Annotated in this window: 17 protein-coding genes and 1 riboswitch; of the genes, 9 read left to right on the plus strand and 8 right to left on the minus strand. The window is 67.4% G+C overall.

The genetic code is table 11. The features are described 5' to 3' along the window. Positions 1–8: 8 nt before the first annotated feature. The 6 genes from ACZ50Z_RS14165 to ACZ50Z_RS14190 form a co-directional block, all read right to left on the minus strand. Positions 9–1223 carry a cytochrome P450 gene (locus ACZ50Z_RS14165; protein WP_464484117.1) on the minus strand — a complete coding sequence of 405 codons (1215 nt, stop codon included), beginning with the start codon at positions 1221–1223 and terminating at the stop codon, positions 9–11. Positions 1224–1233: 10 nt separating this feature from the next. Further along, the gene (locus tag ACZ50Z_RS14170; RefSeq protein WP_464484118.1) at positions 1234–2238 is read right to left on the minus strand and encodes an SDR family oxidoreductase; all 1005 of its coding nucleotides are present in this window, start codon (positions 2236–2238) and stop codon (positions 1234–1236) included. Further along, positions 2231–3379 (minus strand): spirocyclase AveC family protein, encoded by a 1149-nt coding sequence (locus ACZ50Z_RS14175; RefSeq protein ID WP_464484119.1) that lies wholly within the window; start codon positions 3377–3379, stop codon positions 2231–2233. The genes ACZ50Z_RS14170 and ACZ50Z_RS14175 overlap by 8 nt, the downstream gene beginning before the upstream one ends. A gap of 5 nt (positions 3380–3384) precedes the next feature. After that, entirely contained in the window at positions 3385–4503 is a 1119-nt protein-coding gene (locus tag ACZ50Z_RS14180) for an ABC transporter substrate-binding protein (RefSeq protein WP_464484120.1), read from the minus strand. Between the two features lie 88 nt (positions 4504–4591). Continuing rightward, a complete protein-coding gene (locus ACZ50Z_RS14185; protein WP_464484121.1) occupies positions 4592–5443 on the minus strand; it encodes an AAA family ATPase in 852 nt (283 codons plus the stop codon). 55 nt (positions 5444–5498) lie between these two features. Next, complete coding sequence (locus ACZ50Z_RS14190) at positions 5499–7217, minus strand: nitric oxide reductase activation protein NorD (RefSeq protein ID WP_464486238.1); 1719 nt, start codon at positions 7215–7217, stop codon at positions 5499–5501. A 172-nt stretch (positions 7218–7389) separates the two neighbouring features. Here ACZ50Z_RS14190 and ACZ50Z_RS14195 point away from each other — a divergent pair, with 172 nt between their 5' ends. The 8 genes from ACZ50Z_RS14195 to metE all read left to right on the plus strand — a co-directional run bounded on the left by ACZ50Z_RS14195 (position 7390) and on the right by metE (position 17227). After that, positions 7390–8379, plus strand: coding sequence for an SDR family NAD(P)-dependent oxidoreductase (locus tag ACZ50Z_RS14195; RefSeq protein ID WP_464484122.1), 990 nt, complete (start codon positions 7390–7392; stop codon positions 8377–8379). Positions 8380–8572: 193 nt separating this feature from the next. Beyond that, the gene (locus ACZ50Z_RS14200) at positions 8573–9721 is read left to right on the plus strand and encodes an acyl-CoA dehydrogenase family protein (RefSeq protein ID WP_464484123.1); all 1149 of its coding nucleotides are present in this window, start codon (positions 8573–8575) and stop codon (positions 9719–9721) included. Next, positions 9718–10833 (plus strand): acyl-CoA dehydrogenase family protein, encoded by a 1116-nt coding sequence (locus tag ACZ50Z_RS14205; protein ID WP_464484124.1) that lies wholly within the window; start codon positions 9718–9720, stop codon positions 10831–10833. The genes ACZ50Z_RS14200 and ACZ50Z_RS14205 overlap by 4 nt, the downstream gene beginning before the upstream one ends. Then, positions 10833–11480, plus strand: coding sequence for a nitroreductase family protein (locus ACZ50Z_RS14210; RefSeq protein ID WP_464486239.1), 648 nt, complete (start codon positions 10833–10835; stop codon positions 11478–11480). The genes ACZ50Z_RS14205 and ACZ50Z_RS14210 overlap by 1 nt, the downstream gene beginning before the upstream one ends. Positions 11481–11618: 138 nt before the next feature. Continuing rightward, entirely contained in the window at positions 11619–12899 is a 1281-nt protein-coding gene (locus ACZ50Z_RS14215; RefSeq protein ID WP_464484125.1) for a TetR/AcrR family transcriptional regulator, read from the plus strand. A gap of 97 nt (positions 12900–12996) precedes the next feature. Further along, a complete protein-coding gene (locus ACZ50Z_RS14220; RefSeq protein WP_464484126.1) occupies positions 12997–13839 on the plus strand; it encodes an SDR family oxidoreductase in 843 nt (280 codons plus the stop codon). A 72-nt stretch (positions 13840–13911) separates the two neighbouring features. Next, positions 13912–14553: an SDR family oxidoreductase gene (locus ACZ50Z_RS14225; RefSeq protein WP_464484127.1), complete on the plus strand. Its 642-nt coding sequence runs from the start codon at positions 13912–13914 to the stop codon at positions 14551–14553. Between the two features lie 50 nt (positions 14554–14603). Further along, positions 14604–14818: riboswitch (cobalamin riboswitch) on the plus strand. A 141-nt stretch (positions 14819–14959) separates the two neighbouring features. Beyond that, a complete protein-coding gene (metE, locus tag ACZ50Z_RS14230) occupies positions 14960–17227 on the plus strand; it encodes a 5-methyltetrahydropteroyltriglutamate--homocysteine S-methyltransferase (RefSeq protein ID WP_464484128.1) in 2268 nt (755 codons plus the stop codon). A gap of 66 nt (positions 17228–17293) precedes the next feature. Here the strand turns inward: metE and ACZ50Z_RS14235 are convergent, their stop codons facing one another. After that, entirely contained in the window at positions 17294–19018 is a 1725-nt protein-coding gene (locus ACZ50Z_RS14235) for a DUF3556 domain-containing protein (RefSeq protein ID WP_464484129.1), read from the minus strand. 52 nt (positions 19019–19070) lie between these two features. Further along, complete coding sequence (locus ACZ50Z_RS14240; protein ID WP_464484130.1) at positions 19071–19841, minus strand: potassium channel family protein; 771 nt, start codon at positions 19839–19841, stop codon at positions 19071–19073. Between the two features lie 118 nt (positions 19842–19959). Here ACZ50Z_RS14240 and ACZ50Z_RS14245 point away from each other — a divergent pair, with 118 nt between their 5' ends. Beyond that, positions 19960–21456, plus strand: a complete 1497-nt coding sequence (locus ACZ50Z_RS14245; RefSeq protein WP_464484131.1) for a potassium/proton antiporter — start codon at positions 19960–19962, stop codon at positions 21454–21456. Positions 21457–21527: the final 71 nt, after the last annotated feature.

The following is a 21527-nucleotide window of genomic DNA, read 5'->3' on the forward strand; positions in this document are numbered from 1 at the left end:
GGGGCGGCTTATCGGGGGTCGAACAGCACCGGCACCGACGTCGGCGACCGGAAGACCTGCCCCCGGATATGGGGGTCGTCCGCGTCGGGGTCCAGCCGAAGGTTCGGCAGCCGGTCGAGCAAAAGGTTGATGGCGGTGCGCATCTCGAGCCGCGCCAAATGCATGCCGAGGCAGACGTGCACGCCGTGCCCCCAGCCCAGGTGGCTCTTGGGTGAGCGGAAGATGTCGAACGTGTCCGGGTCGGGGTAGCGGTCTTCCTGCCGGTTGGCCGCGCCCAGCATCGGCATCACGGTCGAACCGGCCGGTATCGCCACGCCGCCGAGTTCGGTGTCGCGGGTGGCCACCCGGGTGATGGTCAGCAGGGGCGGTTCCCACCGCACGCCCTCCTCGATGGCCTGCGGCAGCAGCGACCGGTCGGCGCGGATGGCGTCGAGCTGCGCGGGGTCGGACAGGAGCGCCAGCAGCAGGCTGCCCAGCGACCGGTAGGTCGTCTCCACTCCGGCGGGCAGCAGCAGGCGCAGGAACGAGTAGATCTCCTCGTCCTCGAGCTTCTCGCCGTCGATCTCGGCCTGCGCCAGCCCGCTGATCAGATCGTCCTTGGGATCGGCGCGCCGGGCAGCCAGGATCGGCGCGAAGTAGTCGCACAGCGCGGCGGAGGCGGCCAGGCCGCGTTCCGGGTTCAGGATCCAGCTCAGCAGCGAGATGGACCAGCGCTGAAACTGCGGGTAGTCCTCCTGCGGCAGGCCCAGCAGGCCGGCGATGATCTGGCTGGGGTAGTCGAAGGTGAATTCCTTGACCAGGTCGGCCTTGCCGTTGGCCGCGAACTTGTCGATCAGGCTGTTGCCCACGCGCCCGACCAGTTCGTCTTCCCATCGCGCCAACGCCTTCTGTGAGAAGGCTTTTGACACCAGCGAGCGCAGCCGCCCGTGGACCGGTTCGTCCATGCCGAGCATGACGCGCTCCCCCAGTACGGGGCCGAACGCGGCGATGACGGCCGCCGAGGAGAACGTCTCGTTGTCGCGCAGCATCTGCTGGGCTTCCTCGTGGCGGTAGACGATGAAGACGGGTTTGGATTCCTCGTGCGGCATGCCCGAGGTGTCGAGGCGCTGGATGGGTTCCTCGCGGCGCAGCCGGGCAAGTTCGGTGTACGGGTCGCGCACGTCGCCCGAGACCGCGTCGTCGAAGGCGCCGAAGTCTTCCAGGTCGTCGAAAAGTTGTTCCATGATTGCCCCTCTAATCCCCTTGCTGCGCCGCGTTCTTCGATGACGAGAACCGTCCCGCCAGTGCGGCCAAGCGCTGCAACACCGGCTGCGGAAGAACACGTGCGACCAAAACCATCGCCTTTTGTCCCGTGGTCAGCGGCCACGCCCCGCCCCGCATCGACCCCTGCCTGGGTATGCCCAGCACGATCCGCGACACGTGGTGCATGCCCGAGGCGGGCAGGATCCTGTTGGCGGCCAGCAGCATCGACGCGTCCGGGCCGATGCCGCGGCGGCGGAACGGCACCCGGTCGTCGAGCGCCTTGAGCAGGCCGTCGGTGAAACGCTCGGGCGGCCGGGCCATTTTCATCGCGAAACGACCGCGGCTGTTCATGGTGTTGTGCAGCCGGGCGTACGGGCCCTCGAAGTTGCGGTCGTCGGTGGTGCCGGCGTCGGTGATGATCTCGGTGTCATACGTGCCGGCGACCACCACGGTGACCCCGAGGCCGAAGGGCGCGATCTCGCACGCCATCGATTCCCCCCACCGCTCGAGCGCCCCCTTGGCCGCCGAGTACGGCGCGGTGGCGGGCTGGCCGCGTACTCCGGCGGCGCTGGACACCAACACAATTCGTCCCGCGCCCGCCGCCCGCATGGACGGCAGCAGCGCCTGGGTGAGCTTTACGGGGCCCAGGACGCTGGTGGCAAGCATGCGCTGCCACAACGCCATGTCGGTCTCCTCCACCATTCCGGCGGCGGAAATGCCCGCGTTGTGCACCAGCGCGTAGGGTGCGCCCACGGCTTCTTCGATCGCCTTGGCCGCCGCGGCGATCGACGCGGTGTCCGTCAGGTCGAGCTGCACACCGATCAACCGTTCGTCGTCCTCGGTGGCCCCGGTCGCCTGACGCAGCAGCGGCATTCCCTTATCGGGGGTGCGCATGGCCGCGACCACCCGCCACCCTTCCCGATACAACCGCACCGCCGAGGCGAACCCCAGTCCGCGCGACGCGCCGGTGATGACGACCGTACGCGGCTCAGCCATGGTTACTCGGTGTCGTTGTCGCACAAGCACCTTCGCCGGGCGGTGGGGGCTGCACATCGGGCCGGCCGTGGGGCTGTCCGCTCATCCAGGTCGACCAGATGCCGACGGAGTACGGTCCACGAGCGCCCGCTTTCTCGTAAAAGCCCTGCGGGTCATACACTTTGGCCTCCGGATACGGCCACGGGCAGGCGACCGCCGTGGCCGCCTTGCTGGCCTTGATGACGGCGAACCACCCCCCGTAGGCGAAGTAGGAAATGTTGATGATGACGAACATCACCAGGAACGTGCCGAGCACCGGACGCGCGGGAAACAGCCGAGCCTTCGCGGACAGCTTCTCTGCCACCGATTTCCCGGTGTCGTCGCGATAGCAGAGGATCGCCGCGGGCACCATCACGAAGGTCACCGAGAACGACTCCCAGATCAATGGGAACTGGAATGTCGTGCCGGTGAACACCGAGCCCCACGGAATCACCTGCGAGTAGATGTACATGCCGGTGTGGACCAGCTGGATCTCCAGCCACGCATCGAAGATGAAACCGATCGCACAGGTCAGCACGCCCAGGCTGATCAACGGGTGCCGGGAGACGAACGACTGGGGCCCGTACTTGGCCTGCAGCTTGCGCAGGATCCAGATCGCCGGGAAATAGGGCCCGAAATAGAAAGTGACGTAACCGAATACGACGAACGGCTCGACGGTCGGCGACAACGACACCAGCGGCCACGACTCCGGCCAGTGGATGAGGTCGGGGTTGTACACCGCGAACGGCGCCCAATTCATGATCGGGTCCTGCCACACGATCAGCGTGGTGCACAAGAACATCAGCATCACCGGGCTGCCCGGATTGCGGCGCCATCCCCTGATGAACACCACCAGCAGCACGATCAGCATGATCACGGTGGAGATCTGCAGGAACGCTATGTAGTCCAATCCGAAGATGAACTTCACGGGGCGCGGCCGGCCCTGCACGTTCGGGTTGGCGACCCGTGGGTCGAGCGCCACCCGGCAGTTCGCGATGAACACAAGCACGAACGCGGCCAGCGCGGCCCCTGCGAGCCACCCGCCCCAGCCGCGCTTGCCGCTTCGCTGCGGCGCGGCCGGTTCCTGCTGCGCGGCAGGCGGTGTGGTCTGTTCGGTGGACATCGTCGTCAGCCTTCCTCGCCGAAGCGATCAACCAGATGCGAGTTGACGCCGTCGGCATCGAGCGTCCGAGCCACCAGATACCCGGCGCCCATCCATGCCCGCCGCGTCCACTTGCCGAAGGAGACCCGGGTTCCGGGCGCACCGGAGGCGGCGGGCATCATCTTCACCCGCTCCAGCGCCTCCTTGACGCCGCGCGGGCTGAGCGGGTGCGCGTCGGTGAACGCGCGCACCAGGGTCGCGGCGACGTCGCGATTGACCACGGTCACGCAGAATTCGGGGCGGCTGCCGTTGTATTTCTTCGCGTAACCGTCGAGGAAGTCCTGGCCGATCCGGTTCGCCTCGTCGTATTGGTCGACACCGATCCAGCCCATGAACGCGTTCCACATGATCGGGTTGACCCAGGCGTTCTGCCACGCGGTGGTGGTGAAACGGGGCGGGTCCCAGCCGAGGGCCTCGAGCGCCGGGTTGATGAAGACGATGCCGAATCCGAAGCCGAGGTGCACGATCGCCTCGGCTTTCGCCTCGTGCAGCGTCTGCACCGCTGCGTTGATGTCCTGAGCCGTCTGGGCGATCGCAACCTCCGCCACTATCCGAATACCCTTGCGCCGACAGGCACTTCGCAGGTTCTTCAAGTAGCTCTCGCCGATGAGGCTCTGCTCGACCAGGACACCGATGTCGGCGAGTCCCCTTTTGGCGATCAGGTCGGCAAGGAAGATGGGTTCGTCGGTCATGGATCCCTGGGGGAAGGCGAAGGTCCACTCGCCCAGCCAGTCGTCGGTGCCGGTCACGCTGATCGCGGGCACCTTGAAGCGCTCCTCGATCGCTTCGCGCAGCGGCACGCAGTTGTCGGTGATGTTCGGACCGAACACCACCAGACAGCCCTCGTCCACGAGTTCGCCGTAGGCATCGATCACCGCCTTGACCGAACCCTTGGGCAGGCCCTCCACCTCGCGATAGATCATCTGCACGGGACGGTCCATCAGTCCCTGGGCGACCGCCTCTTCGAAGATGAGGTCGAAGGTCTGGGTGAAGGACGCGAACAGGTCCTCGGGGAACCCCGGCGGCAGCGTGAAATCCATCAGGTAGCCGACCTTGATCGGCTCAGCGCTGCTTTCGTAGGACATCTGACCTCCCGGGTGACATACGCGCGCGCATCCCCCAAAACCAAAAACCTAATATTTGTTCAGACACTAGCGGCGGCGGTATGCAGCGTCAATCATCGGGTCCGCCGGGCGCGCAAAGATAGATCTCGATCATCTCGCCCAGGGCCTTGCCCACCGCCACGTCGTCGGTGAGCGGCCCCGCGATGGCGGCCCGGGCCGCCTCTTTCATGCTGAGCCCCTCGGCCACCAGCCTGCCCGCCGCGATCAGCACGCGCGTCGACGCGACCTCACGCAACCCGCCGGTCTCCAGCCGGCGAATGGCCTGACCGAAACGGACCAACTCGGCCGCGGTGGCGGAGTCCACGCCCGCCTCGTGCGCGACGATCCCCTCTTCGATATCGGCTGCGGGGAAGTCAAATTCGATCGCTACCATGCGCTGACGTGTCGAATCCTTGAGATCCTTGAGCACGCTCTGATACCCCGGGTTGTACGACACCACGAGGCCGAATCCGGGGGCGGCGTCCAGCGTGACGCCGAGGCGCTCGATAGGAAGCTGTCGCCGATGGTCGGCAAGCGGGTGCAGGACCACCGTGGTGTCCTGCCGGGCTTCCACCACCTCGTCGAGGTAGCAGATCGCGCCCTCGCGCACCGCCCGGGTCAGCGGACCGTCCACCCACACCGTCTCGTCGCCCTGCAGCAGATACCGGCCGACCAGGTCCGCGGTCGTCAGGTCGTCATGGCACGCCACAGTGATCAGCGGCCGGCCCAGGTCATAGGCCATCGCCTCGACGAATCGGGTCTTTCCGCAGCCCGTCGGCCCCTTGAGGACGAGCGACAGGCCCTGACGGTAGGCCGCCTTGAAGACGGCCTCCTCACCGCCGACCGCTCGGTAATAGGGCCTTACCATCTCCACCTCGGACGGACCGCCGTTGACGTATGCAAGCCCGGACTCGTTGGCCATAGCTTCCCTTCAGATCGTCCGGCGCTTGGAGCCTAACCGGAACAGATGTTTGTTTTCAAGTGGTGTGACGAGCGGGTCCGGTGAGCTGACGCGCCAACTGTGTTCTGGGACTTGACATCACCGACACCCTGCGGCGAACCTCCGCCGAGCGCAGCGCGGACCGAAACAGCGGTCCGACGACACCGGCCAGCTGATCGGGGCGCGCGATCGTCGCGTGCGCGGTGCTCCCGAACACTCTGCGCAGCGATGGCACATCGGTCCCCGCGCCGACAGTCAGGCACACACAGCCGGTCCCCCGCCGGCGGGCCTCGGTCAGCGCCCGGCGGGCGTCCGCGGCGCCGTAGGCGCGCTCGTATCCATGGTCGTAGGCGAGGCCGTCGGACAGCACCACCAGCAGCCGCCGGGACGTTCCACCGCGCGCCTCCAGCACCGCCGAGCCGTGCCGGATCGCCGCGCCGAGCCGCGAGTACGCGCCGGGCTCCAGGCTGTTGAGCCGGCGGATGACCTGGGCATTCAGGTGGTCGTCGAATCGCTTGACGGGCACCATGCTGACCGCGCGCCGGCCCTGGGAGTAGTAGGCGTAGAGCGAGACGCGGTCGCCCAGGTCGTGTAGCGCCACGGTGAGGTTGGCGACCGCCGCGCGCTGTTGCTCGTGCACCGTTCGCCCAACCGTTCCCGGCTCGCCGGCCGACCCCGACACGTCGAGCAGGAGCAGCACCGACAGGTCACGCCGGCGCCGCAGGCTGTCGAGGTACACCGCCTCGTCGGGCACCGACCCGGCCCGCACCTCGACGCGTGCTTCGACGGCCGCGTCGATGTCGATGTCGTCGCCCTGTGACTGCCGGTGACGACGGTGTAGACCCATGCCGAGTCGCGAAAGTGGCCGGCGCACACCGATGGCGTCGTCGATGGACTGTGTCGCGGACGCGTTGATCGTCGGCTCGATCTCGCGCACGGTGCACCACGCGGGCCGGTAGCTCTTGCGTGCCACATCCCATTCCGGATACCGCACGCCGTCGGCGGCGGGGTCCTCATCGTTGCCCTCGTCGCCGGGGGCCGACGCCAGCGACGCGACGGCGTAGGCACCGCGCTTGGTGGAGTTGGTGCGGTGCGTCGGGCTGTCCGCGCCGGGCGGGCCGCCGCCGCTTCCGGTCTTGCGTGCCGAGGACAGCATCTTTTTCAACCATTTGCCGATGAAGCCGCCCCCACCCACCGGGCTGGTGAACAAGTCCGGATCGTCGGAGTCGTCGACCTCACCGTCGTCGAGCTCCTCGAGCTCGGGCTTCTGGTTGCGCGAATTTCGCGGAACATGTTGGGGTTCGGCCTGATTCTGTTGCGCGGCCACCCTCGAGGCGGTCGCGATCACCTTCGCCGCACGGATCACGCCGAATTCCGGTGCCGGGTCCTCGATGGCTCCCCGCGCGGAGGCGATGCGCAGCGATGCGGCGGGTGAGTCACTGCGACCGGCGATCTCGCGATCACCGACCGAGGCCAGGATGCCCGGCAACAGGTCGGCGTTGTTTACCAGGGCGCGATGACCTTCCACCGCGAGATAACGTCTGGCCAAGCGCGGGTGGCGCACCAGGGGACGCACGATGTCGGGATCCAAACTGTCGGCGGCGATCATCGATGCGTGTACCGCAACCGACTCGAGCCGCGCGCGGTGTCGCGCGGCCGGGTCGACGTAGATCGTCTGGCCGTCCGTCCACGCAGGCTCACCCGGTGGCAGCTCGGCGACGGCCACCGCTCGGCCCGCCAGCGCCGAGGCCAGCATGCCGAGTCCCTGCACCCGGTCGCTACGCGCGCCGTCCGCCACGCCCGACCTCCGCACCAATCGTTGACCAAATATCTGTTCCACCGTAAAGTCCGCCGTGAGCGCAGTCAATCGCCCGGGTAGGTCTGTCGCCACGGGCGCGCGCAGGACACGAGTTAATCGGGAGCACATCATGATTGACTTCGCCGGCCAGGTGGCGGTGGTCACCGGCGCCGGTCGCGGACTCGGTCGGCTGTACGCGCTGGACCTGGCCCGCCGCGGCGCCGCGGTGGTGGTCAACGACCTCGGCGGCGGAATGCGCGGCCTGCCGGACGAAGCCGCCGACTCGAGCGTGGCCGACGAGGTGGTCGACGAGATCACGAAGGCCGGGGGCACCGCGATCGCGTCCTACGACTCGGTGGACACACCCGCCGGCGGCCAGGCGATCGTCGACGCCGCCGTGGACGCCTATGGGCGCCTGGACGCGGTGATCAGCAATGCCGGCATCTTCGGCAGCGCGGCCTTCGAGGATCTGTCGCAGGACGACTGGGCGCGCATGCTGCGCGTGCACCTCGACGGCGGCTTTCATCTGTCGCAGCCCGCGTATCGCGTGATGAAGACCAACGGCGGCGGCCGATTCGTGTTCATCTCGTCGTCCGCCGGGATCTTCGGGCAGCCGATGGAGGCGCACTACGCCGCGGCCAAGGCCGGCCTGGTCGGGTTGACGAACGTCATCGCGATCGAGGGCGACGCGCACGGGATACTCGCCAATTCCGTGCTGCCGACCGGCTTCTCGCGCATGGTCACCGAAACCGTCGGTGACGAGAGGTTTCTCGCTGAATCCGGGTTCATGCAGGCCATCGGGCCCGAACTCGTGGTGCCCCTGGTCGTTTTTCTCGCCAGCACCGCCTGCACGTTCACCCACCGCAACTATTCGGCCTCCGCCGGGCGCTACGCGCGGGTGTTCGTCGGCCTGTCCGAAGGATGGCTCGCCGACGCCGGCACTCGCCCCACCGCCGAGGACATCGAGGAACATCTCGCGCAGATCTCGTCGACGGAGAAGTTCATCGTGCCCGCATCGATCGTCGACGAGGTGCTCGAAGTGTGCGAGCGGCGCGGTGTCAGCCCGATGCCGGGCGGGACCGACATCGAATTCCCCGCACCGAAACAGCACGGGAGCTGATCGTGGATGACGCGTCGCGCCAACAGGTCCGACCCCTGGCCGACCGCGCCGAGGCGCCGTGGACCGATGCCCCCTACGATCGGCCGCTCGCCGCATCCCGCGCGCCGGCCACCGTCATTGACCAAGCATCGGCTCAAACGTAGAGTCCGGCTTGGTGGCAAGGGACGCATAAGAGGCCAAAGAAAAAGGCAACGTGGACTTTTCATACCCGGCGGAAGTGGAACAATTCCGCGTCGAGCTGCGTGACTGGCTGGCGCAGAACCTGACCGACGAGCTGGTGGCCGCCCGCCGGCCCACCGGCCGCGACGACGCCGCGTTCGAGATGCTGCGCGTGTGGAATGCGACGATGGCCGACGCGGGCTGGGCCGCCGTGTCATGGCCGCGTGAGTACGGCGGCCGCGGCGCGACGGTCCTCGAGCAACTCGTCTACACCGAGGAAACCACCCGCGCCCGAGCACCCGTGCCGCTCAACGTCATTGGCTTGAACAACATTGCGCCGGCCATCATGCAATACGGCACCGAATCCCAGAAGCTCACCCTGCTCCCCCGCATGATGCGCGCCGACGACATCTGGTGCCAGGGAATGTCGGAACCTGAGGCCGGCTCGGATCTCGCGGCGCTGCGCACCCGCGCCGTCCGAGACGGTGACGACTTCGTGGTCACCGGCCAGAAGATCTGGACATCGCTGGGACACCGGGCCGACTGGTGCCAGCTCTACGTGCGCACCGATCCCGACGCGCCCAAGCACAAGGGGATCTCCTGCCTGATCGTCGACATGACGCTGCCCGGCATCGAGGCACGCCCGCTCGTCACGCTCAATGGCGACGCCGATTTCGCCGAGGTGTTCTTTCACGACGTGCGGGTGCCGGCGGACGCGTTGCTCGGGCCTCTCAATGCCGGCTGGCAGGTGGCCACCACCACGCTCAGCCACGAGCGCGCCGGGGCCGCCCGACTGTACGCCGAGATGCAGGTGCGGCTCGAAGAGCTGGTGGACGATCTCGCCACGGCCGAACCCGCCGCGCTGGACGACCCCGTCACGCTTCGGCGCCTCGGCGAAATCGCCGTCCGCATCAAGTATCTCGAGGTCCTGTGCCAGCGATCGATCTCGGCCACGATGCACGGCGGTGATGCATTGGGGTCGGCGAGCCTCGCCAAGACCGTGTGGGGCGAGATCGGCCAGGATCTGGCCGCCCTCGCCTTCGACGTGCTGGGCACCCGCAAGGCCGGCGCGTCGTGGGCGGACTACCGCCTGACGTCGCGCGCGCTGACCATCGCCGGCGGCACCAGCCAGATCAACAAGAACATCACCGCTCAACGGGTCCTGGGGCTGCCGCGAACATGAACCTCGAACTCACCGACGAGCAGGTGGCACTGCGCGACACCACCCGACGCTTCCTCGCCGAAAAGGCGCCCGTCTCCGATCACGTGCGCCCACTGCTCGACGACCCGACCGGGACCGACGGATCGGTGTGGCACGGCCTTGCCGGCCTCGGGGTCACCGGCCTGCTGGTGCCGGAGGACTGCGGCGGCGCCGGCATGACGATGGTCGAGGCCGGTATCGTCGCCGAAGAGCTGGGCGCCGCGCTGCATCCGGGACCGTGGCTGTCGACCGCGGTGGCCGCCCCGCGGGCGCTGAACTTGTTGGGCGCCAACGATACCGCCTCGGGACTGCTGCGCGGGATCGCCGACGGCACCACGATCGCCGCCGTCTGCTTTCTGGACCTCGCGAACGTCTCCGCCGGCCGACGCGACGACGGCATGGCGCTCCACGGTGAGGTCACCGGCGTACCGGATGCCGCTGCCGCCGACGTCCTGCTCGTGCTCGCCGACGACACGGACGGCACCGGGCTTTTCGCGGTGCGCACCGGCTCGCCCGGTGTTTCGGTCGTGGCGGAGACCGGCATCGACCCGACCCGCAAGCAGTTCCGCGTCGCGTTCGACGCGGCCCCCGCGCAGTTGTTGGCCGCGGCGTCTCCGCAACAGCTCGCCGCGGTGATCGACGACGTGCTGATCGCGGCCGCCGCCGACGCGCTCGGCGCCGCCCGCGCCGTCATGGACCTCGCCGTCGAATATGCAAAAACGCGAAGGCAATTCGGTCAGCCGATCGGCTCGTTCCAGGCGATCCAGCACCTGTGTGTCGACATGTACGAGACCGTCGAGCTTGCCCGCAGCGGGGTGATCCACGCCCTGTGGACCAGCGACGCGTTCCCCGCCACCGAAGATCGATACACCGACGAGCGGCACCTCGCCGCGCTGCGGGCCAAGGCATTCGCCGGGCGGCTGGCCGCCGTGGCCGACACCGCCATCCAGGTGTTCGGCGGGATCGGCTACACCTGGGAGCACGACGCCCACCTCTATCTCAAGCGCCTGCTGGGCTGGAGCGCGTTTCTCGGCGGGCCCGATCGGTATCTCACCGATCTCGGTGCGCGCCTTGCGAAGAGAGGCCGTCAATGATGGACATCGAGTATCTGCTTACCGCAACCCCGTCGGCGCGCAAGGCGCTCGACCTGGAGGCGCCCGTCGACCCCGACGACATCCGCGAGTGCCTGCGGATCGGCCTGCAGGCCGCGAACGGGTCGAACGCCCAGTCGTGGCGGTGGCTGGTGATCGCCGACCCGGCGCTGCGCGCCAGGATCGCCGATCTCTACCGCGAGGCCTATCTGCGGCGGGTGGGTGGACAGCTGCTTGCCGACCTTATGCCGGCGGGCACACCCGAGAGTCGGGTCATGTCGTCCACGGAGTGGTTGGTGGAGAACATGGCGAGGGTGCCGTTGCTGGTAATCCCTTGCTATGAGCCCTACTTGCCGCGCATCGACGGCGACGAATCGTTCCACCTGGCAACGCTGTACGGGTCGATCTTCCCGCCGGTGTGGAATTTTCAGCTGGCCCTGCACACCCGCGGATACGGCACCTGCGTCACGACCCTGCACCTGCATCACGAGGACGAAGTCCGAAAGTTGCTCGGAATTCCGCAAACCTACGTTCAGGGTTGCTTGCTGCCGGTGGGCCGCCTCCGCGCGGGCCGCACCTTCCGGCCTGCCCCACGTCGGCCGGTCGAGGAGGTGGTCGCATGCGACCGCTGGGATGGCCCGGCGCTCTAGAATGGGGTTTTCACCGCTTTGTGCAGCGCATTCATCGCGCCCGGTCTGATAGCCTCTAACAAAGATTTGGTTCGGCACGAGAGGACGAATGCGCATGTTCGCCAACCCGCAGTCGTCCGGGCTCGCACACCGCTGACCATGGCGAAGGCCGAGTCACTGCGGGGCAGCGGCACAGCCGATTCCCCGACGCGCCGCGCCGAGATCCTGGCAACGGCGGCGTCCCTGATCGCGTCCTCGGGATTGCGGACGTCGCTACAGGAAATTGCCGATGCCGCAGGCATTCTTCCCGGCAGCCTCTATCACCATTTCGAGTCCAAAGAGGCGATCCTCGTCGAGCTGATCCGGCGCTACCAAGACGATCTGGAACGGATCGGGCGATCCGCGCAGGCGAAGTTGGACGAGCCAGACTCCCGTCCGGTCGCCGACCAGATCATCGAACTCGGGGCGGCGATCGCCGATTGCGCCGTCGAGCACCGTGCCGCCTTGCAGATGTCGTTCTACGAGGGGCCGAGCACGGACCCGGAGCTGATCAAGCTGACGCAGCAGCGGCCCGTGGCGATTCAGGAGGCGATGCTGCAAACGCTGCGCGCCGGCCGGTGGAGCGGCTACATCAAACCCGATATCGACCTGCCCACGCTGGCCGACCGCATCTGCCAAACCATGCTGCAGGTCGGCCTCGACGTCATGCGCCACAAATCTCCCGGCGACGAGGTGGCCGGCCTGCTCTGCCGAATCATTCTGCAGGGCTTGGCAACTCGACCGCCGACCGACGCCGCGCTGGACCGCTCGAAGGCCTTCGCCGCCGCCAACGACGTCATCGCCACCTGGTCCGACGACAGCGATGCCGACCCCAGCGACAAGGCGGCGGCGGTGCGCGCGGTGGCGCGAGCCGAATTCGGCCGCAGAGGATATGAGGTCACCACCATTCGGGACATCGCCTCGGCCGCCGGTCTTGGCACCGGAACCGTGTACCGGGTGATCGGATCCAAAGACGAACTCCTCGCGTCGATCATGGAATCCTTCGGCCGCAAGGTCGAAGCGGGCTGGGTCAGCGTCCTGCGCTCGGATGCCACCCCGATCGAGAAGCTGGACGCGTTGAGTTGGGTCAACGTCAACGCGCTGGACCGGTTCTCCGACGAGTTCAGGATCCAGCTCGCGTGGATGCGCCAATCGCCACCGGACACGCCCAACCCGGGCTGGTTGTACGCCACGCGGCTGCGGCAGATGAAAACGCTGCTCTCCGAGGGGATCCGGTCCGGGGAAATAGGCGTTGACGCGCCGTCCACTGCGATGCTGTCACGCTGTGTCGTCGGCTTGCAGTGGATACCGGAGAACATCCTTCGCGACGTCGGCACCCGCGCGGGACTGGTGCACGCGCGGGACACCGTTCTGCGCGGCGTCGCGGTCCGCGGCAAGTAAACCTCGATTAACCCGCCCCGCTATTGAACCAAATAACTGTTACCCATACAGTTGAGCGGTTAGAACCGCGTTGGCATTATCCGAGAAGGGGATTTCCATGACCATTGTCGATCGGTTGCGCTACGACGGCAAGCGCGCCCTTGTTGTGGGTGGCGCGACTGGCATGGGCGCCGCCGCGGCCAAGTCAGCGGCCGAGCTCGGCGCCGAAGTGATCGTGCTGGACTACGCGCCAGTGGACTACGACGTCGCCCAGTCCGTGCAGGTGGACCTGCGCGACCCGGCCTCGATCGACGCCGCGCTGGAGCAGATCGAGGGCCCCATCCACGCCCTGTTCTCCGCCGCCGGGGTCGCCGACGGCACGATCGACCTGATGAAGATCAACTTCATCGGTCACCGCCACCTCATCGACCGGCTGCTGGAGAAGAACCAGCTGCCCAACGGCGCGGCGATCTGCTTCATCTCCTCCGTGGCCGGCATGGGCTGGGAGAACGACCTGGACCTGATGAACGACTTCCTGGCCACGCCGGACTTCGCGGCGGCCGAGGCGTGGTGCCAGGCGCACGAGGCCGAGGGCATCAACCACTACGGCACCAGCAAGAAGATCATCAACACCTACGTCGCCAACCAGGGCTACCCCTTGCTGAAGAAGGGCATTCGCATCAACGCGATCTGCCCCGGCCCCACCGACACCCCGCTGGCCCAGGCCAACGCGGACCTGTGGCTGTCCTTCGCGCAGGACTACCGGGACGAGACCGGCTCCAAGGTGCACACCCCGGAGCAGATGGGCGACGTCATGGCGTTCCTCAACAGCGACGCCGCCTGCGGCGTCAGCGGCGTCACGCTGCTGGTGGACACCGGCCACACGATGGCGTCGGTGACCGGGTCCTACGCGCCGGGCAAGCCGATCATGGACATCATCATGGGCAAGGTCAAGCTCTAACCACGTGCCGCGCATCCGCCTCGGCATTTTGCGTCGGTAGTTGCCGTCTCGCCGTGACGTACCGTCGGTGGCATGACTCGAGTCATCGTCATCGGCGGCCACGGCAAGGTCGCATTGCAACTGGCCCGCCTGCTGACCGAACGCGGCGACGAGGTGAGCTCGGTCTTCCGTAACCCGGACCACGCCAGCGATGTCGCCGCCACCGGTGCCACACCCGTGACCGCCGACATCGAGGCGCTCGACACCGACGCACTGGCCGAGTTGCTGGCCGGGCATGACGCGGTCGTGTTCTCCGCCGGGGCCGGCGGCGGCAACCCGGCGCGGACGTATGCCGTCGACCGCGACGCGGCCATCCGGGTGATCGATGCCGCCGCCAAGGCGGGCGTCATGCGGTTCGTGATGGTGTCCTACTTCGGCGCCGGGCCGGATCATAATGTGCCGCAAGACGATCCGTTCTTCGCCTACGCGGAGGCCAAGGCGGCCGCGGACACCCACCTACGCGCCAGCGATCTGAACTGGACAATCCTGGGGCCCGGCCGGCTCACCCTCGAGCCGGCCACGGGCCGCATCGCCGTCGGCCGGGCCAAAGGTTCCGTATCGCGCGCCGACGTCGCACACGTCGCCGCCGCCGCACTGGCGGATGACTCCACGATCGGGCGCACCATCGAGTTCAACAACGGCGACGTCCCCATCGCCCAGGCACTGGCTCGCTGACCCCGTCACCAGCGGAGTAAGCTCCGCTACGCAGCTGGTCTGCCGTCGGCACGCAACGTGGCGCCGGCATCGAGCGAGACATGTTAGACATGCTTCGCAAGAGGGAACCCGGTGAGAGTCCGGGACTGTCCCGCAGCGGTATGCAGGAACGACCGCCGTCACAAGCACTGGTCCTACCAACAGGACTGGGAAGCGACGGCCATTAGGAGCACTTCCCCGGTGCGCGCCTGTGAGTCCGAAGACCTGCCAGCTGTGCCGGACGCGCCGCGTCCGGCGGGCTCATCGCCTCGTGGAATGGGCGTTCGACCGCAACCGTTGACGTTTGTGTGCCGGTGGCGCACTTCCCGAGATGGTTCGGCCTCGCGTCCGCCGGCGGTGACCAGACCGTTGATTAAAGGACGAAAACGTGACCACTCAACCATTCACCGCCACGGTTACCGGCTCGCCGCGCATCGGCCCGAAGCGCGAACTCAAGCGCGCCACCGAGGGCTATTGGGCCGGCCGCACCAGCAGATCGGAACTGGAATCCGTTGCCGCGACACTCCGCCGCGACACCTGGGCTCACCTGGCGGCCGCGGGCCTCGACTCGGTACCCGTGAACACCTTCTCCTACTACGACCAGATGCTCGACACCGCGGTGATGCTCGACGCGCTGCCGGCCCGGGCCACGCAGGTCTCCGACGACCTCGACCGCTACTTCGCCGCCGCGCGCGGCAATGCCGACGTCGCGCCGCTGGAAATGACCAAGTGGTTCGACACCAATTATCACTACATCGTTCCGGAGATCGGGCGCGCCACAAAGTTCGCGCTGAACCCCGACAAGGTGCTCTCGGAACTGAAAGAGGCACTGGCACAGGGCATTCCCGCGCGGCCGGTCGTCATCGGGCCGGTGACCTTCCTGTTACTCAGCAAGGGCGTCGACGGAGCGGGAGCACCCATCGAACGACTCGAAGAACTGGTGCCCATCTATTCGGAACTGTTGTCGCTGCTCGCCGACAACGGTGCGCAATGGGTGCAGCTCGACGAGCCGGCGCTGGTGACCGACGCCTCCCCCGATGCGCCCGCGTTGGCCGAGGCCGTCTACAACAAGCTGGGCGCGGTCAGCAACCGGCCGTCGATCTACGTCGCGACGTACTTCGGTGACCCAGGCGCGGCGTTGGCGGGTCTGGCCCGCACGCCCGTCGAGGCGATCGGCGTCGACCTGGTCTACGCTCCCGACACGGCCGTCGCTGCGGTATCCGAACTAGCCGACAAGGTTCTGGTAGCCGGCGTCGTCGACGGACGCAACATCTGGCGCACCGACCTTCAGGCGGCGCTGGGCAAGCTGGACGTCCTGCTGGGTTCGGCTGCCGCAGTTGCCGTCTCGACGTCCTGCTCGACGCTGCACGTCCCTTATTCGTTGGAGCCGGAGACCGGGCTGGACGAGGCGCTGCGCAGCTGGCTGGCCTTCGGACAGGAGAAGGTCGCCGAGGTGGTGGCGCTCGCGCGCGCACTGCGTGAGGGGCGCGAGGCCGTGGCCGACGAGATCGCGGCGTCGAACGCCGCGGTGGCCTCCCGCGGGAGCGACCCGCGCCTGCACAACGACAGCATCCGTGCCCGCATCGACTCGATCGTGGCCTCCGGCGCACACCGCGGTGACGCGGCCCGGCGCCGGACCAGCCAGGACGAGCGGTTGCACCTACCGCCGCTGCCGACGACCACCATCGGGTCGTTTCCGCAGACCGTCCAGATCCGCAAAGCCCGTGCGGCTTTGGTCGCCGGTGAGATCGACGAGACCGAATACGACAAGCGGATGAAGCAGGAGATCGCCGACGTCATCAAGCTGCAGGAGAACCTCGGGATCGACGTGCTGGTGCACGGCGAGCCGGAACGCAACGACATGGTGCAGTACTTCGCCGAACAGCTCGAGGGCTTTTTCGCCACCAGGAGCGGCTGGGTGCAGTCCTACGGCAGCCGCTGCGTGCGTCCGCCGATCCTCTACGGCGACGTGATCCGCCAGCACCCCATGACGGTGGACTGGGCCAAGTACGCGCAGTCGCTGACCGACAAGCCGGTGAAGGGCATGCTGACGGGTCCGGTGACGATTCTGGCGTGGTCGTTCGTGCGCGACGACCAGCCGCTGGCCGATACCGCCAACCAGGTGGCGCTCGCCATTCGTGACGAGACCGTGGACCTGCAGACGGCCGGTATCGCGGTCATCCAGGTCGACGAGCCGGCGCTGCGCGAGTTGCTGCCGCTGCGTCGAGCGGCCCAGGACGACTATTTGCGTTGGGCCGTAGGGGCTTTCCGGTTGGCCACCTCCGGTGTCGCGGACTCCACGCAGATCCACACCCACCTGTGCTACTCCGAATTCGGCGATGTGATCGGTGCGATCGCCGATCTGGATGCCGACGTCACCTCGATCGAGGCGGCACGCTCACACATGGAGGTGCTCGACGACCTGAACTCGATCGGCTTCTCCAACAGCGTCGGGCCCGGCGTCTACGACATCCACTCGCCGCGGGTGCCGAGCACCGAGGAGATGGCCGAGTCGTTGCGTGCGGCGCTGCGGGCCGTTCCGGCCGAACGGCTTTGGGTCAACCCCGACTGTGGGCTGAAGACCCGCAACGCCGACGAGGTGAGCGCGTCGCTGAAGAACATGGTCGCCGCCGCGCAGGAGGTGCGCGCGGGCTAGGCCTGGCGAGCAGACGCAGAATCGCACGCGGGGGACCCCCGCGATGCGATTCTGCGTCTGCTCGCGTTACTCGGACGCCAGCTCGACCGGAACGTCGTCGGCCCAGGGTTGCCGGGTGACCATGTCGGCGACCCGCACGATGCCGCGCTCGAACTCACCAGTCGCCGCGTCGACCAACCGATACGCCTGCGTCTGCTTGTGAATCGGCTGTGCGTCAAGCAGAACCACGCGGACCTCGCCCGGCTCGAAGTGGCAGCGCTCCTGCAGCGCGGTGATCAGTTGCTCGTTGTGCATGTGGCCGTCGCCGAAGTTCCAGCCGATCGCGGTGCTGCAGATCCGCTCACCGTCGGTGAGGACGTAGTCGTCTTCGTTCTGGCCGGCCATGGCGCGGTGCGCCAGCGTGAACAGGGCCCGGCCGTGAGTGTTGAAGCCGCGGAACGCATATCCCATGTACAGCGGGATCTGCGCGGCCTCAGGGCTGCCGTAGAACCGTTCCAGCTGGGCCTGGGGCATGCTGGCGATCGCCACGATGCCGCGGCCGATCTTGTCGTTGGCCGACGGCTTGATGCACCACAAGGTGGTGTCCCAGTTGCCGGCGTAGTAGCGCATCCCGGGAAGAAACGAGATCTTGCGTGGAAACATGTTGCCCAGCAACACGATTCCAGCGATCACGACGAACAGGATCGCCACCACCACCGGGTGTCTCAGGTCAGCGAGGCCGATGTGGGTGTGGGCGACGAACAACGACAGCACCCCGAAGATCATGAAGACGTTCCACTCCAGCGGTACGCCCATGGGAATCGAGACGAGGATGCCCAGGTGGAAGCACACCATGACGACGGCGGCCACCGTGACGGGCCACCCGCCGTGACAAAAGAACAGCGGCAGCGGCACCAGCATCTCGATGGCGGTGCTCAGGTGCGCCAGCCATCGCGACAGCCGCCCGGGCCGCAGATCATCCGGGAATTTCTCGAAGAAGCGCCGTTTCAGCCAGCGGGGCCGCACCAGCGGGTTGTTGGACATCATCGTGGAGATGACGAACGGAAAGTGTTTGTTGAGTTTGGATGTCGCGGCGCCCATCCAGATCACCATGAACACCACCTTGGACCCGACGATCATGTCGGGCGCAGCGAACAGGAACGTCACCGCCATGGTCGCGTAGACCTCGCCACGCGCCGCCAGGAAGATCACCTTGTCGCGCAGGCCGAGCACCGCGAGGAGCAGCAGGATCAGCACGACCTTCCACACGGGCAACAGGCCGATGTTGGTGCCGAGTTCGGGGATCGGCCCGGTGCCGTCGGCGAACAGCGCCGCGAGCGTCACCAGAAGGAACAGCGCGTACAGGGCGACGTCGATCGGTTTGCGCTTGGTGCCCTTGGTCAACGGGACGCGGTCCGGCCAGGGTGGCAGCCGGATGGTGCCGAAGCGCATCCAGTACAGGACCGAGCCCATGGGCGGGAAGAACCGGTTGTTCAGCGGCCCGAAGCCGCAGCCCAAACCGAGCACCTCGAACAGCATCGTGTAGAGCACGACCTTCTCGAACACGATCGGCTCCGACCACCACGACGCGACATGCGTGAACCCGCCGAGGCCTCGGGTGGCCGAGGCGAACAGCCACGCGCCGAGGATGTAGAGCAGGATTTTGACGACGTAAAACAGGTGCAGTGCGACCGGCGTGCCGAAGCCGACCTCGGCCCAGTGCTTGGCCATGGGGCGGATCTTGTCGCTGCGGCTGCCCTTGTTCCATTCGGCCATGTCGAGCTGCGGTAGCTCGGGCTTCAGAAATCCCATGGTTCCACAGACTAGAACGTGTTCTAGGCGGGTGGCACGCGTTGGGGCCGAACTAGGCCAGCGGGTTTCGCGCCGGATACCGGGGATCGCCCGGTATCTGCGGTGAAGAGGCCCACTCTGACTGGGCCAGCCGGTATTTCACCGAGTGCGCCGACCGGTTCGGGGCGCCGTGCACGATGAGGGCGCGCACCTGATTCTCGGCGGCACCGCCTGCGACGAACAGCATTTCGTCGCCGGCTTCGAGCACGTCGCCGGGCTGCGGCAAGATGACGTTGCCGCCACGCAGCACGGTGATCAACGCGGCGTTCTCCGGCAACGGCAGATCAGAAATCCGCCGACCGACGAGCGGGTTGTCCACCGGCAGTGTCAGTTTCGACAGGTTGACCTGACCACGCGCAAGACCCATCATCTGCACGAGGTGGCCGACATCGATGGCCCCCTCGACCCCGGCCACCATCGCGCGCGGCGTGGAGACGGCCACGTCGACGCCCCACGCCTCGGTGAACAGCCACTCGTTTCTCAGGTCGTTGACGCGGGCCACCACTCTGGCCACCCCGAACTCGGCCTTGGCCAGCAACGCCGCCGCGAGGTTCACTTTGTCATCGCCGGTTGCCGCGATGACGACGTCACACAGTTGCAGCCCGGACTCCTGGAGCGACGCCAGCTCGCACGCGTCGGCGAGTAACCACTCCGCCTCCGGCACCGTGTGCGGCACGTAATGGTCGACGTTGCGCTCGATCAGCAAGACTCGGTGACCGGCCTCGAGTAGCTCGCATGCGACCGAGCGACCGACCGCGCCCGCGCCGGCGATCCCGATGCGCACTATCCACTCTCCTGACGGCTGGTCAGCGTGAACCCCAGCTAGTCATTAGTGTTACTACTGATTCACTTGCACACAACCCGACTTCGCTGGCCTGAGCCGCGACCGAACGGCGATGAACATGACCTTGCAGCAGCTGTACGTGACGCTGCTGGTCGGGGGCCTCGTGCTGCTGGCCAGCATCGTGGCCACCCGCGCGGCCGCCAAAGTGGGGTTGCCCAGCCTGTTGCTATTCCTCGCGGTCGGTGTCGCTCTGGGCGACGACGGGTTGGGGCTGGAATTCTCCGACGTCCAGCTCGCCAGCGACCTCGGCACGACGGCACTGGCCGTCATCCTGGTCGAAGGCGGCCTGACGACGCGGTTCGCCGACATCCGCAAGCTGCTGGCGCCCGCCGGCGTGCTGGCCACCGTCGGGGTGGGCATCAGCATGGTGGTCACGGCGGCCGGCGCGCACCTGCTGCTCGGCATCCCCTGGCAGCTCTCCATGCTGCTCGGGGCCATCGTCTCGCCCACCGATGCCGCCGCGGTGTTCTCGGTCCTGCGTGTCCTGCCGCTGCCCCGCCGCGTCGCCGGTCTGCTCGAGGCCGAGTCCGGATTCAACGACGCGCCCGCCGCCATTCTCGTGCTCATGTTCAGCACCACACCGCTGACGCTCGCGCCGGGAACCGCCGCGACCGGCGTGGTGTACGAGCTGGTCGTCGGCGTCGCGGTCGGCTTGTTCAGCGGGGTGCTCGGCGCATTCGCGATGCGCCGAGCCGCGCTACCGGCCTCCGGGCTCTATCCGCTGGCCACATTCGCGTTGGGCATGGTGGCGTTCGCGGCGGCCGCCAGCGCGCACGCCAGCGGGTTCATCGCCGCGTATCTGTCCGCGGTGATATTGGCGAACTCCGGCTTGCCGCACCGCTCGGCCACCCGGTCCTTCGCCGAAGGGCTCGGCTGGCTCGCCCAGATCGGGCTGTTCGTCCTGCTCGGCCTGTTGGTGAGCCCGAGCCAATTGGGCGGCGAGCTGATACCGGCGATCGTCATCGGCGCGGTGTTGCTGTTGCTCGGCCGGCCGCTCTCGGTCTTGATCTCCCTGGCCCCCTTTCGGGTGCCATGGCGCGAGCAGGTTTTCTTATCCTGGGCGGGCCTGCGCGGCGCGGTCCCCATTGTGCTGGCGACGTTTCCCATCGTCGAAGGCGTCGCGGACAGCTACCGGCTGCTCAACATCGTGTTCATTCTGGTCGTGGTCTTCACCCTGATCCAGGGCCCCGGGCTGAGCCTGCTGGCCCACAAGATCGGGCTGATCTCGGGTGAAGCCACCCGGGAGATCCAAGTGGAAGCGGCGCCGCTGGACGTGTTGGAGGCCGAACTGTTGACGATGACGGTGTCGTCGCCGTCACGGCTGCACAACGTCTCGGTGCTCGAGTTGCGGCTGCCCGATCCCGCGGTCATCACCCTGATCATCCGGAAGGGCCGTACGTTCGTCCCGCAGCCACTCACCCGTATCCAGGCCGGCGACGAACTGCTCATCGTCACCACCCCCAAGACGCGGGCCCCCACCGAACGCAGGCTGCGTGCGGTCAGTCGCCGCGGCAAGCTGGCGCACTGGTTCGACGAGTACGGCGAACCGGACTGATCCGCCGGCGGCCGATCCCGTCAACCCGCCACCGCCGGCACCCGCCCGGTGTAGTTTGCTGCTGGGGTGGG

The sequence above is a fragment of the Mycobacterium sp. NTMscope_MAC_269 genome, assembly GCF_976985695.1.